General features: G+C 64.9%; 14 protein-coding genes. 10 read left to right on the forward strand and 4 right to left on the reverse strand.

Features of this window, described 5'->3' with window-relative positions; genetic code table 11:
* Positions 1–142: 142 nt before the first annotated feature.
* On the forward strand, positions 143–484 hold the full coding sequence (locus tag ACIBJI_RS30020; protein WP_364348694.1) for a hypothetical protein: 342 nt from the start codon (positions 143–145) through the stop codon (positions 482–484).
* 44 nt (positions 485–528) lie between these two features.
* Here ACIBJI_RS30020 and ACIBJI_RS30025 read toward each other — a convergent pair whose 3' ends face one another.
* On the reverse strand, positions 529–1,698 hold the full coding sequence (locus ACIBJI_RS30025) for an acetyl-CoA C-acyltransferase (RefSeq protein WP_364348691.1): 1,170 nt from the start codon (positions 1,696–1,698) through the stop codon (positions 529–531).
* A gap of 101 nt (positions 1,699–1,799) precedes the next feature.
* On the opposite strand from ACIBJI_RS30025, the gene ACIBJI_RS30030 reads away from it, so the two are divergent.
* Positions 1,800–2,312, forward strand: a complete 513-nt coding sequence (locus ACIBJI_RS30030; RefSeq protein ID WP_364348688.1) for a helix-turn-helix domain-containing protein — start codon at positions 1,800–1,802, stop codon at positions 2,310–2,312.
* A 5-nt stretch (positions 2,313–2,317) separates the two neighbouring features.
* Here the strand turns inward: ACIBJI_RS30030 and ACIBJI_RS30035 are convergent, their stop codons facing one another.
* Positions 2,318–2,965 (reverse strand): NAD(P)-binding domain-containing protein, encoded by a 648-nt coding sequence (locus ACIBJI_RS30035; protein WP_364348685.1) that lies wholly within the window; start codon positions 2,963–2,965, stop codon positions 2,318–2,320.
* Between the two features lie 163 nt (positions 2,966–3,128).
* On the opposite strand from ACIBJI_RS30035, the gene ACIBJI_RS30040 reads away from it, so the two are divergent.
* Positions 3,129–3,731, forward strand: coding sequence for a hypothetical protein (locus ACIBJI_RS30040; RefSeq protein ID WP_364348682.1), 603 nt, complete (start codon positions 3,129–3,131; stop codon positions 3,729–3,731).
* Between the two features lie 96 nt (positions 3,732–3,827).
* On the opposite strand, the gene ACIBJI_RS30045 is transcribed toward ACIBJI_RS30040, so the two are convergent.
* Positions 3,828–4,922, reverse strand: coding sequence for a sn-glycerol-3-phosphate ABC transporter ATP-binding protein UgpC (locus tag ACIBJI_RS30045; protein ID WP_364348679.1), 1,095 nt, complete (start codon positions 4,920–4,922; stop codon positions 3,828–3,830).
* Positions 4,923–5,105: 183 nt separating this feature from the next.
* Between ACIBJI_RS30045 and ACIBJI_RS30050 the strand changes: the two genes are divergently transcribed.
* From ACIBJI_RS30050 to ACIBJI_RS30080, 7 genes are all read left to right on the forward strand, one after another.
* The gene (locus tag ACIBJI_RS30050) at positions 5,106–5,900 is read left to right on the forward strand and encodes an LLM class F420-dependent oxidoreductase (RefSeq protein WP_364348676.1); all 795 of its coding nucleotides are present in this window, start codon (positions 5,106–5,108) and stop codon (positions 5,898–5,900) included.
* 214 nt (positions 5,901–6,114) lie between these two features.
* Positions 6,115–7,905: an ABC transporter substrate-binding protein/permease gene (locus ACIBJI_RS30055; RefSeq protein ID WP_396958800.1), complete on the forward strand. Its 1,791-nt coding sequence runs from the start codon at positions 6,115–6,117 to the stop codon at positions 7,903–7,905.
* The gene (locus ACIBJI_RS30060; protein ID WP_364348670.1) at positions 7,905–8,630 is read left to right on the forward strand and encodes an amino acid ABC transporter ATP-binding protein; all 726 of its coding nucleotides are present in this window, start codon (positions 7,905–7,907) and stop codon (positions 8,628–8,630) included. The genes ACIBJI_RS30055 and ACIBJI_RS30060 overlap by 1 nt, the downstream gene beginning before the upstream one ends.
* A gap of 96 nt (positions 8,631–8,726) precedes the next feature.
* A complete protein-coding gene (locus ACIBJI_RS30065) occupies positions 8,727–9,023 on the forward strand; it encodes a hypothetical protein (protein WP_364348667.1) in 297 nt (98 codons plus the stop codon).
* A gap of 446 nt (positions 9,024–9,469) precedes the next feature.
* Positions 9,470–9,826: a nuclear transport factor 2 family protein gene (locus ACIBJI_RS30070; RefSeq protein ID WP_396958801.1), complete on the forward strand. Its 357-nt coding sequence runs from the start codon at positions 9,470–9,472 to the stop codon at positions 9,824–9,826.
* 92 nt (positions 9,827–9,918) lie between these two features.
* Positions 9,919–10,338 carry a hypothetical protein gene (locus ACIBJI_RS30075; protein WP_396958802.1) on the forward strand — a complete coding sequence of 140 codons (420 nt, stop codon included), beginning with the start codon at positions 9,919–9,921 and terminating at the stop codon, positions 10,336–10,338.
* Between the two features lie 132 nt (positions 10,339–10,470).
* Positions 10,471–11,310 (forward strand): alpha/beta hydrolase, encoded by an 840-nt coding sequence (locus ACIBJI_RS30080; RefSeq protein ID WP_364348658.1) that lies wholly within the window; start codon positions 10,471–10,473, stop codon positions 11,308–11,310.
* A gap of 356 nt (positions 11,311–11,666) precedes the next feature.
* Here ACIBJI_RS30080 and ACIBJI_RS30085 read toward each other — a convergent pair whose 3' ends face one another.
* Positions 11,667–11,921: a MerR family transcriptional regulator gene (locus ACIBJI_RS30085; RefSeq protein ID WP_364348655.1), complete on the reverse strand. Its 255-nt coding sequence runs from the start codon at positions 11,919–11,921 to the stop codon at positions 11,667–11,669.
* Between the last annotated feature and the right edge of the window lie 55 nt (positions 11,922–11,976).

Raw genomic sequence — 11,976 nt, forward strand, 5'->3', positions numbered from 1 at the left:
CGGTGCCTCGGTGCCTCGGTGCCTCGGTGCCTCGGTGCCTCGGTGCCTCGGTGCCTCGGTGCCTCGGTGCCTCGGTGCCTCGGTGCCTCGGTGCCGTGGGTGCTGGGATGTATTAGACCGATCTACCGGGCATGCTGGGGGAATGGGGTCGAGTCAGTGGGAGCTGCGGCTGGCGAATGCGATTCGGGCGGTGCTCGGGTCGGTGTTCGCGGTCGGGTTCGGCTGGGTGGTGGCCTCTGCTGTGCCGCTGTATGAATTTCTCGCACGGGATGCCGATCCCGATGGGGGTGTGCGCTACCTACCCGTCGCGTATTGCGTTGCCTGGCTTGGGATTGCGCTTTCGGTAGTTGTGGTGGTCATGAGGATGGTGGGGAAGATCCGCTACCGACGCCGCATTGCGTGGACGCCATTGGTAGCGGTGCCGTTGATCGCCGAGTCGTGGTTGGTCGGCTTTCTGATCGCGGTGGTGCTGGTTTCGGTCTGAGCGCCGCGGCACGGATCGGGAGCGGTGCCGCGGCACTCGGTGACTCAGAGTCGTTCGATAATGGTTGCGTTGGCCAAACCGCCTGCTTCACACATGGTTTGCAGACCGTATCGGGCGCCGCGCTCCTGCATTGCGTGCACCAGCGTGGTCATCAGGCGTGCGCCGGAAGCGCCGAGCGGATGACCGATGGCGATGGCGCCGCCGTTCACATTCACCTTCGACATATCCGCACCGGTGTCGTGCGCCCAGGCCAGCACCACCGGAGAAAATGCCTCGTTGATCTCGACAAGATCGATATCCGACAGCTGAAGTCCGGCGCGCTGCAATACCTTTCGCGTCGCCGGGATGACGGCGGTCAGCATGAGCAGCGGATCGTCCCCGGCCACCGCGAAGCTGTGCAGTCGGGCCAGTGGCTTCAGCCCGAGCTCCTCGGCGCGTTCGCTGGTCATGATCAGCACCGCGGCGCTGCCGTCGCTGACCTGGCTCGCGGTCGCGGCGGTGATCTGCCAGCCGATTTCCGGGAAGCGCGCGGCCATGGCCTCGTCGAAGTAGGCGGGACGCAGTTTGCCGAGGGTTTCCAGGGTGCTGCCGACCCGGATGCCCTCATCGGTTTCCAGTCCGGCGATGGGAGCGAGTTGGCTGGCGAACGAGCCGTTCTTCGTTGCCAGCGCGGCCTTTTCGTGGCTGCCGAGGGCGAATTCGTCGAGCTGGCTGCGGGTCAGTCCCCAGCGGGCCGCGATCAGTTCGGCGCTGATGCCCTGGGATACCAGTCCCTCCGGATAGCGCTCGGCGAAGCCGACACCGGAAAAGTCCTCGGATCCGATCATGTTCGCGCCCATGGGAATTCGTCCCATGGACTCGACACCCGCCGCGACCACGATGTCGTAGGCGCCAGCGATCACACCCTGTGCGGCGAAATGAATGGCCTGCTGGCTGCTGCCGCACTGGCGATCGACCGTCGTCGCCGGAACCGATTCCGGATAGCCCGCGGCCAGCGCGGCACGCCGGGTCATATTTGCACCCTGTTCGCCGATCTGGGTGACGATGCCGCCGATCACATCGTCGATGAGCGCCGGATCGATGCCGCTGCGGTCGACTACCGCGCGCAGGCTGTGGGCGAGCAGGTCCACCGCGTTGACGTTGTGCAGTGCCCCGTTCGGCTTCCCCTTGCCGATCGGCGTGCGTACCGCTTCGACAATCACCGCGTCTCTCATGGTGGTTCCTTTCGAACCGCGAGCCGAGCTCTTATGTCTGGCTCTACTGACTTATAGTCAGGTTAACGCCTGGGTATAGTCAACTCAAGTCAGATTTCGCTATGATGTTCGTCATGGCAGCCGTAATGGAAGGACCGTTGGCAGATCTGAGCGCGTGGAAACCCACGGAATGCTCGATCGCGAAGGCGATGGACCTCATCGGCACCCGCTCGGCGATCCTGATCCTGCGCGAGGCGTATTACGGCACCACGCGCTTCGACGGTTTCGCCGCCCGGGTCGGCATCACCGATGCCGCGGCGTCGGGTCAGCTCCGTAAGCTCACCGAGGCGGGGCTGCTCGCCAAACGCCCGTATCAGGAGGAGGGCAAGCGGACCCGCCACGAGTACGTACTGACGGATATGGGCCGCGATCTACTGCCCGTTGTGCTCGCACTCATGCAGTGGGGCGATGTGTACCTGCAGCCGGGACCGGCCCCGTTGCTGCTGGTCGAGGAAGCCAGTGGCGCGCCGGTTCGGGTGCAGGTCCGCAGCGAATCGGGTCGCGAGCTCGACCTGGAAGAGCTCGGGGTGCGGCTGAACCCCGAATATTCGCGCGCCATCCGCTCGGCGAAGTAATCCGCTCAGGCGGTGACCACCGCGTAGTTGATGTCCTCGGTGCCGAACTTGTTGTAGAGGTGAACCCACAGCAGCACAAGGGGTTCGGTGCTGCGCGCGGTCACCACACCGCCCAGGTCGATGATCTGCTCATCGGACCAGCCGAAGGATTTCAGCAGGGTCGCCACCTCGGCTTTGGCCGACTCGTCATCGCCGCTCAGAAAGACGTTGTGGCGCCCCGGAATTCGAGACGGGTCCACCATGAGCTGGTTGTTCATGGTGTTGAGGGTCTTGACCACCCGCGCTTGCGGGAATGCCTGCTGGATCGCTTCGGCAACGCTGCCCGCCTCGGGCGTGGCCAATTTCGGCGGGAATCCATCGGAGAAATCCAGCGCGTTCGACACATCCACCAGCACTTTCCCGCTCAGATTCGAAGCTCCCGCCGCAGTGAGCGCGGCCAGCGAGACGGTGCCGGACGTCGCATTGATCACCAACTCCGCCTCGGCCACGGCATCAGCGAAAGTGCCGTGCGCGCCCCCGGTTTCGTTCGCCCACTCGGTCGCCGCCGCATTATCGGCGGTCCGGGACCCGAGCGTCACCGAATGACCGAGCTCGACGAGCTTGCTCGCGAGCCTGCGTCCAACCTGCCCGGTACCGAGCACCGCTATCTTCATTACCCGCTCCTCGCGCCGATCCCCGTTCGAGCGTCGAGTTTACGAACACGGCGTGGTCTTCGCGTGGCCTTCCGCCGCGGGCGAACGCCAATGGCGTCGACTCGGCGAGGGCGGTGATTGCGCGCGCAGCGCTTAGACTCGCTCGAAAGTCCGAAGGGGAGATATGCCGTCCACACCGTCGCGCCGGTGGGGCTGTCTGCTGCCACTGGCTGCTGTGGTTCTCATGTTCGGAGGTTTCGCGCTCTACCTGAAACTCGGGTCCATGTACGAGCAGTCGCATCCGGCCGCAGCTGCCCCGCCCGACTTGTGCGCGGCGATCGGTACCAGCCTTTTCGAGCGTTTGGTACCGGATGGCATGCCCGAGCCCAGTGCGATCTACTCGTCGGGTTCCGATGCGGCTTGCCAGTACTACACCGACAAGAGCCGTCCGATCGGCTCCGATACCTATGGTTTCTTGGGGGTGCGGCTGCTGCGCTATGGCCAGGTCGGCTGGGACTCGGGTGTCGATCGTGCCGCCGACGCACTCGTCTCATCCTGTGCGAACAACGCGCTCGCCGGGCAGTTCCACAGTGTGAGCGGTCTCGGGGACGCGGCCTGCGCTGTCTACAACGACGAGGGCAAGGACGGCACCGCATACGGTTCGGCCATAGTCCGCCGCGGTGCGGACCTGCTCTGGGTGGACTACTACACGCACCCCGGCACCGCTACACAAGCCCAGCAGGTGGTCACCGAAATAATGCTCGCGGCCCTGGCAGGAGTTCATTGACCGGACCGCTGAATGCTCGGAATCGTTTCTGCGCGTGCGCTTTCGCTGGCATCCGGTAGGAAGTTTCGGATTGGCGAAAGTGCACGCGCAGCGGTCTCAGGACAGGCGGCGGCCGTCGACGGCGGAGAAGAAGTAGGTGTGTTCCGGTGTGGCCGTCAACTGCACCCGGGTGCCCTTCTCCGGCGGGTTGCGCCAATCTGCCCGGGCGACAATGGTTTCGCCAGCGCCGTTCGTGGGGCCCTCGGCGATGGTGCGGCCGTAGATGTACGCGTCGGAGCCCAGCTCCTCGACGACGTCGACCTCCATCTGGATGCCCGACTTGTCCTGCGCCGCGCCGAGTTCCAGGTGTTCTGGCCGGACGCCGACCACCACCGAACCCTCGGCGGCATCGGCGACCGATCGCGGCACCGCCAGCGTGGCGCCGCCGAGTTCGACCGCGCCGTCGGCGACCGGCAACGTGAACAGGTTCATCGCGGGCGAACCCATGAACCCGGCGACGAACACATTCGCCGGATTCCGGTACAGATCGCGCGGTGTCGCGCACTGCTGTAGCAGCCCGTCCTTGAGCACCGCGACCCGGTCGCCCATGGTCATCGCCTCGACCTGGTCGTGCGTGACGTACACGGTGGTGGTGCCGAGGCGACGCTGCAGCTGGGCGATCTGGGTGCGGGTCTGCACCCGCAGCTTCGCGTCCAGATTCGACAGCGGCTCATCCATCAGGAATACCTGCGGCTGCCGCACGATCGCCCGGCCCATCGCGACGCGCTGACGCTGACCGCCGGACAGCGCCTTCGGCTTGCGATCCAGGTATGGCTCGAGGTCGAGCAGTTTGGCCGCCTCCAGCACCCGGCGCTGCTTCTCCGCCTTGGCGACCTTGGCGAGTTTGAGCGCGAAGCCCATATTCTCCGCGACGGTCATATGCGGGTAGAGCGCGTAGTTCTGGAACACCATGGCGATATCGCGTTCCTTGGGTTCGGCATGGGTGACGTCGTTGGCGCCGATCAGAATGCGCCCGTCGTCGACATCCTCGAGTCCGGCGAGCATCCGCAACGAGGTCGACTTACCGCAGCCGGACGGACCGACCAGAACGAGGAATTCCCCGTCGGCGATCTCGAGGTTCAGCTTGTCGACGGCTGGTTTGGACGTGCCGGGGTAGAGCCGGGTCGCGCTATCGAAGGTCACGGTGGCCATGACAAATCACATCCCATCACCGGCAGGAACGTGCCGGACGATCCGAGTAAGGGTTGACCGGCGATATTACTGGATGTGCTCGCTTCGCACACGATGCGCTCGAGTTCGCGCAACGAATCCCGAAGAGCGATCGCGCCGGTAGCCTCGATCGGGGAACCAGATCGAGCGACGAGGAGCAGACTCATGACCCGACCGGTTCGAATCGGCGTACAGCTACAGCCCCAGCACGCCGCAGACTATGGACTCCTGCGCGATGCGGTACTGCGCGCGGAGGACGCGGGCGTCGATATCGCCTTCAACTGGGATCACTTCTATCCGCTCAGCGGCGACCACAACGGCGCGCATTTCGAATGCTGGACCATGCTCGGCGCCTGGGCCGAGCAGACCGAACGGATCGAGATCGGCGCGTTGGTCACCGGCGGCGGTTACCGCAATCCCGATCTGCTCGCCGATATGGCCCGCACTGTCGATCACATCAGCGATGGCCGACTCATTCTCGGCATCGGCGCTGGATGGTTCCAGAAGGACTACGACGAATACGGCTACGAATTCGGCACGGCGGGAACCCGGCTCGCGCTGCTGAAGGCGAATATGGCCCGGCTCACCGCCCGGCTGAAGAAGCTGAACCCGCAGCCGACGCGCGATATCCCGATCCTGATCGGCGGCGGTGGCGAGAAGAAGACGCTGCGGCTGGTGGCGCAGTACGCCGATATCTGGCACACCTTCGCCGACCTCGACGCGCTCGCGCACAAGAACAAGGTGCTCACCGACCACTGCACGGATGTCGGCACCGATCAGGCGAAGATCGAGCGCTCGGTGCAATGGCCGGGCGCGGAGCGGGCGTCGAGGTTCGTCGAGGCCGGGGTGAATCTGTTCACCATCGGGGTGAGCGGGCCGAAGTTCGATCTGAGTGAGGTCGAGCGGGCGATTCGTTGGCGGGATGAGGTCAATCCGGAGCCGGTCAGAGGGCTGGCCTGACCCGGTCCGATCTCGAGAATCGTGCTCCGTCGGCGGCGTAACGCCGGTCGACGATCGGGTTCGAATCACCGTGATCCGAATTCCGGGATCGGGTTACGGTGGCGCGTCCGCGCACGCCTGGCGGCTGTAGGGCGCGAGTGCGCGGTTCACCCGAGTGCGTGCGCCACGGGGTAGCTACCTATTAGCGCTGAATTGGACGCTAGGGTTCCTCACCATGGCTGGTCTGCCCGCTGTGCGGTCTCGTGCGTTGATCGCCGTGCTACTGCTTGCCGTCGGCTTCGCAGCCACGGCCTGCGGTTCCGGCGACGGTTCCTCCAACCGAGACCAATGCGCGCCGCCCGGACTGAGCGCGGCCTCGGCCGCACCGACGAACCTCGGCTCCGCGTCCTCGGCGGGCGCGGACAAGTACACCACCGCGAGCACACAGCCGGTATCGGCGATCGATACCAGTAAGCTGCGGCTGATCACGCCCGGCAAGCTCACCGTCGGCACGCTCTCGGATGCACCGCCGAGCATCTGCCTGAACTCGGCGGGCTCGTTCACCGGCTTCGACAATGAGCTGCTGCGGGCGATCGGTGCGAAACTCGGTCTCCAGGTGGAATTCTCGGGCACCGAATTCGCACCACTGCTTTCGCAGGTCTCCGGCGGTCGCTTCGATGTCGGTTCGTCGAATATCACCACCACCGCGGAGCGGCGCGAACGCGTCGGGTTCACCAACGGTTACGACTTCGGGTACTTCTCGCTCGTTGTCCCCAATGGCAGTGCCATCAAGGGCTTTTCGGATCTGGGCCGCGGTAACCGGATCGCCGTCGTGCAGGGCACGGTGCAGGACGATTACGTGGTCAACCAACTGCATCTGGATCCGGTGAAGTTCCCGGATTACGCCACCGCGTACGCGAATCTCAAGTCCGGTCAGGTCGATGCCTGGGTCGCGCCGTCGGCGCAGGCCGAGGGGCAGGTGAAGTCGGGTGACGGCACCACGATCATCCAGAACACCTTCAGCCTGGACAATTTCGTCGGCTACGCGATCGCCAAGAACAATCAGCCGCTGATCGACGCGCTCAACAGTGGTCTCGACGCCGTGATCGCCGATGGCACCTACGCCAAGCTCTACGCCGACTGGGTGCCGAGGCAGTTGCCGCCCGGTTGGCAGCCCGGTTCGAAAGCCGCACCGGCACCGCAACTTCCGGACTTCGCAGCCATTGCCGCGGAGAAGAAGACCACCGACAGCGGACAGAACGCGCCGAAATCGACAACGCAGCAGTTGAAGGAGACGTTCTTCGACTGGTCGCTGTACCGCAAGGCATTTCCCGATCTGTTCAAGACCGGCCTGCCGAACACCTTGATCTTGGCGGTGGTCTCGGGTGTGCTCGGCACCATCCTCGGCATGCTGCTCGCGGTCGCGGGCATTTCCCGGACGCGCTGGTTGCGTTGGCCCGCAAGGGTTTACACCGATATCTTCCGTGGCCTGCCCGCGGTGGTGATCATCCTGATAATCGGACTCGGCATCGGTCCTGTCGTTCGCAATATCACCGGCAACAATCCGTATTGGCTCGGCGCGATCGCGCTGGCGTTGCTGGCCTCGGCCTATATCGGTGAGATCTTCCGCTCCGGCATCCAATCCGTGGAGGCGGGGCAGCTCGAGGCCGCGCGCGCCATCGGCTTCGGCTACCGCCAGGCCATGACGCTGGTGGTGATCCCGCAGGGTGTGCGCCGGGTACTGCCCGCGCTGATGAACCAGTTCATCGCGCTGGTCAAGGATTCCTCGCTGATCTACTTCCTCGGACTGCTCGCGACCCAGCGCGAGCTGTTCGCGGTCGGCCGAGATCTCAACGCGCAGACCGGAAATCTTTCCCCGCTGGTGGCCGCCGGTCTGGTCTACCTGCTGCTGACCATCCCGCTGACGCACCTGGTGAACTATATCGACCACCGGATGCGCACCGGCCGACCCGACCAGCCCATCGACCAGGTCGAGGCGGCCACGATCACGGAAGGGCGCGGGTAATGAGTTCCTCTCTCACCGGAACCGGTCTGCATCTGACGCTGGGCCACAACCATGTGCTGCGCGGCGTCGATATCCATGTCGACGCGGGTAAGACAACCACCGTCATCGGGCCGTCCGGGTCCGGCAAGTCGACGTTGCTGCGCGTGCTGAACCGGCTGCACGAACCCGATCAGGGTGATGTGCTGTTGGACGGCAAGTCGGTGCTCACCGAGGATCCGGATAAGTTGCGTCAACGCATCGGGATGGTGTTCCAGCACTTCAACCTGTTCCCGCACAAGACGGTCGCGGACAATGTGGCGCTCGGGCCGCGTAAGTTGCGCGGTCTGTCCAAGGATGCCGCTCGGGCGTTGGCCGTCGAGCAGCTCGAGGTGGTCGGCTTGGCCGAGAAGGCCGATTCGCGGCCGGCGAATCTATCCGGTGGGCAGCAGCAGCGGGTGGCGATCGCCCGTGCGCTGGCCATGCAGCCGGAGATCATGTTCTTCGACGAGGCCACCTCAGCGCTGGATCCGGAGCTGGTGAAGGGCATTCTCGCGGTGATGGCGGATCTGGCTACCCAGGGGATGTCGATGATCGTGGTGACCCACGAAATGGGTTTCGCTCGTAGCGTCTCCGACAGTGTGTTGTTCATGGACGCTGGTCAGGTGGTGGAGACCGGCACACCCGATGCCCTGTTCGACAACCCGCGGACCCCGCGACTGCAGCGCTTCCTCTCGCAGGTTCTGTGACGCCCAGCACATCTCTAGTAAAGTTGATAGATGCGCACCTGTTAATGTGTCGCCACGCTAGGCGCCGCATATCCAGCAATGGAACGAGGATGTCCGATGACCACAGCGCATCCCGAGCACTCCGAACACCAGCACACCCACGGCCCCGGCTGCGGCCATACCGAAGTCCCGCACGGTGACCACACCGACTATGCCCACGGCGGCCACCTGCACCGTGAACACAACGGTCACTGGGACGAATGCGAACCCGCCGGCCACACCGAACACGCGGGCCACGACCACACCCACGGCCCCAATTGCGGCCACGAAGCCGTCCAGCACGGCGACCACGTCGACTATCTCCACGACGGCCACCGCCACGCCGCCCACAACGGCCACTACGACGACCACTGAGTCCACCGTGCCGCGCTCCGGTCCAACCCGGCCGCAGCTCGTCGCAAGCCGCCCGAAATCGATGTATCTGCGGCACGGATTGCGGACCGGGGTGCCGGGTGCGATCGCCCCGGATGATCCCCGACTGGAATTCGAGATGATGTTGGACCTGTGAGGCGGCGGCGAGATACGTCTTGCCGCCGGGGGCTGATCGTCGCGCTGACCGAGCACCTCGGCCCGGCGGGCGCGGAACGCCTGGCCATCGCCCCCTTCGTCTGGTGGCGAATCGCCACCGGTGCGTTCTGTTCGGCGCCTCGACGCAAATTCTAACCCGCTGACCGCATACGTATAGGTCGGCGAAAAGTACTTATAGATGACTGATTCGGCACCCCCGGCTCTGCTCATAACGTAGTTCCTGTCAGCAAGAACGACAGAGAAACCGCAGATCAGAAGCCTAGGAGGCCATCATGAACGAGCTCGTCGCACAGTACCTGGAAGTTTGGAACACCACCGACGCGGCTGCCCGCAAAGCCGGAATCGAAGCCGTGTTCACCCCCGAGGCCAGCTACGTCGACCCGCTGGCGGCGGTCGCCGGACACGACCAACTGGATGCCGCCATCGCGGGTGTGCAGGCCCAGTTCCCGGGTTGGGTGTTCACCCTCGCCGGACCGGTCGACGCCCACCACAACCAGGTGCGCTTCACCTGGGAACTCGGCCCCGTCGACGCCCCCGCCGTCGTCGTCGGCTTCGACGTCGCGGTCATCGAGGACGGGCGTATCGCCAACGTCTACGGCTTCCTGGACAGGGTTCCGGCCGCCGCCTGACCCCGCCCGACCGACCCCGCCGCAGCCACCGCGCTTCCGGTGGCGGCGGCTCCTAGTCGTCCGAACTCGTTACCCCAGAAGGAAATACCGTCATGACCACCAGTGCCCCCACCTACATGTCCACCCTGCTCGCCCCCGGTCAGAACCTGCTGCGCACTTCGCTGCGACTGGACTCGGTCGTCACCACCGTCAACGGCCTTGCCTACCTCGCACTTTCGGGACCGCTGGAATCCCTGCTCGGCTTGGACAGCAAGATCGGCATCCCGATCGGAATATTTCTGACCCTCTACGGCATAGGTGTTGCCCTGGTCGGCATGACCAAGACCGTCAATACCAAGGCCGCCGCCGTGGTTGCCGCTGGTAATGCCGCCTGGGTGGTGGTCAGCCTGGCCGCCCTCGTCGAGGGCGCACTCGAATTGAACCTGGTCGGCTCGATCTGGACCGTCATGCAGGCAGCCACCGTCGGAGGTTTCGCGGCCTTGCAGTACCTCGGCATCCGCAAGGCCCGCTGAATATTGGATCCCATCGACAAACCCCGCAAAACGCGGCATCGGCAGTGCTTATCCACCCCGCCGGCTTCGCCGGTTGCTGCCCGATGCCGCGTTCGGCGTTTGTGGTCGGTGCCGGCCTCTAAAGTCGAGGGCGTGCTCGAGGCAACCAGGATCCCGACCGAATTCGGCACCTTCGACGCCCTGACCAGCGGCGAACCCGGTGGACGCGAAGTAATGCTGTTGCACGGCTTTCCGGAATCGGCCATCGCATGGGAGTTCCAGCTGGCCGCGCTCGGTGGCGGCGGCTGCCATGTCATCGCGCCCGATCAGCGCGGTTATTCGTCGGATGTGCGTCCCGAAAATGTCGCCGATTATCGGGTCGAGGAGTTGGTCACCGATGTCATCGCCATCGCCGACCAATTGGGTTGGCAGCGTTTCGATCTCGTCGGCCACGACTTGGGCGCGCACGTCGCCTGGACGGTAGCGGCCGACCACCCGGCACGAATCCGAACCATGACGGCCGTATCGCAGCCGCACCCCACCGCCTTCCTACAGGCCATGATCGAGGACGAAGACCAGGCCCAACGAGCCCAGCACTTCACCTACTTCCGCCAGCCTCGCAGCCCTGAGCGCGCCCTTCTCGCCGACGATGCCGCCGCCCTCCGCAAGATCTTCGACTGGAAGATTCCCGAGGAACGCATCGACGACTACATCTACCGCCTCACCCGCCCGGATGCCCTCACCGCGGCCCTCAACTGGTACCGAGCCTTTCCGCTCGCGGGTCCGACCGCCTCGATCACCGTCCCCACCCTCTACATCTGGGGCACTGAAGACCCCACCATCGCCCCCACCGCCGCCCTGGCTACCGCAAGTCACGTCACCGCCCCCTACCGCTTCGAAATGCTCGAAGACACCTCCCACTGGCTCCCCGAAGAAGCCCCCGAATCCCTCACCCGCCTCCTCATGCAACACCTCCTGGCTCACCGGTCCTGAGTCCGAAAACCGCTGCAGGTTCCCGCCAACGGGAGTGGATCGGAAGTCTCGGGTTGCATCCTGTACCTGGTGCAGGCTCATGATGATCTCGCCAAGCCGGGGAAGCGTCCGATGGGGAGGGGCAAGCCGGCTCTCCCCCGGCGGATGACCGGACTCAGCTGACGGCGTGGATCCGTGGCCCGACCATTCGGGCGGGCGCGCACTGCTACTGGTGGCGCAACTCGTGACCCGATGGGGAGGTCAAGGACCGCGATGGCGTCAAAATCGGGTGGCCGAACTCAGCCCCGGCCCGATAGTGACTGATCCGGCACGGACTGCCACCGGGGCCTTTCCCGGCCGAAGGTGGCAAAGACTGGTCAGTCCTGCTGGGTGAGTTTGGCGTTGAGTTCGAGTGCTTCGCTGAGCTGGTCTTCGAGGATGATGATGCGGCACGCTGCTTCCAGGGGGGTGCCTTGGTCGATGAGTTCGCGGGCGCGTGCGGCGATACGCAGTTGGTAGCGGGAGTAGCGGCGGTGCCCGCCGGTGGAGCGTTGCGGGGTGATCAGTTCCGCTTCGTCCAGGCTGCGCAGAAATGCTTGGGTGGTGCCGAGCAAATCCGCGGCCCGGCCCATGGTGTAAGCGGGGTAGTCGTCATCGTCGAACTTCTCGTTCGCGGTCGTTGGTTCA

The organism is Nocardia sp. NPDC050408 (assembly GCF_044458905.1).
Taxonomy (GTDB): Bacteria; Actinomycetota; Actinomycetes; order Mycobacteriales; family Mycobacteriaceae; genus Nocardia.

Coding starts and splice junctions, on each gene's coding strand:
- ACIBJI_RS30070 (WP_396958801.1), top strand. CDS start 9,470: ATGAACGAGCTCGTCGCACAGTACCTGGAAGTTTGGAACACCACCGAC.
- ACIBJI_RS30055 (WP_396958800.1), top strand. CDS start 6,115: ATGGCTGGTCTGCCCGCTGTGCGGTCTCGTGCGTTGATCGCCGTGCTA.
- ACIBJI_RS30085 (WP_364348655.1), bottom strand. CDS start 11,921: ATGGGCCGGGCCGCGGATTTGCTCGGCACCACCCAAGCATTTCTGCGC.
- ACIBJI_RS30060 (WP_364348670.1), top strand. CDS start 7,905: ATGAGTTCCTCTCTCACCGGAACCGGTCTGCATCTGACGCTGGGCCAC.
- ACIBJI_RS30065 (WP_364348667.1), top strand. CDS start 8,727: ATGACCACAGCGCATCCCGAGCACTCCGAACACCAGCACACCCACGGC.
- ACIBJI_RS30075 (WP_396958802.1), top strand. CDS start 9,919: ATGACCACCAGTGCCCCCACCTACATGTCCACCCTGCTCGCCCCCGGT.
- ACIBJI_RS30035 (WP_364348685.1), bottom strand. CDS start 2,965: ATGAAGATAGCGGTGCTCGGTACCGGGCAGGTTGGACGCAGGCTCGCG.
- ACIBJI_RS30050 (WP_364348676.1), top strand. CDS start 5,106: ATGACCCGACCGGTTCGAATCGGCGTACAGCTACAGCCCCAGCACGCC.
- ACIBJI_RS30045 (WP_364348679.1), bottom strand. CDS start 4,922: ATGGCCACCGTGACCTTCGATAGCGCGACCCGGCTCTACCCCGGCACG.
- ACIBJI_RS30025 (WP_364348691.1), bottom strand. CDS start 1,698: ATGAGAGACGCGGTGATTGTCGAAGCGGTACGCACGCCGATCGGCAAG.
- ACIBJI_RS30040 (WP_364348682.1), top strand. CDS start 3,129: ATGCCGTCCACACCGTCGCGCCGGTGGGGCTGTCTGCTGCCACTGGCT.
- ACIBJI_RS30030 (WP_364348688.1), top strand. CDS start 1,800: ATGATGTTCGTCATGGCAGCCGTAATGGAAGGACCGTTGGCAGATCTG.
- ACIBJI_RS30020 (WP_364348694.1), top strand. CDS start 143: ATGGGGTCGAGTCAGTGGGAGCTGCGGCTGGCGAATGCGATTCGGGCG.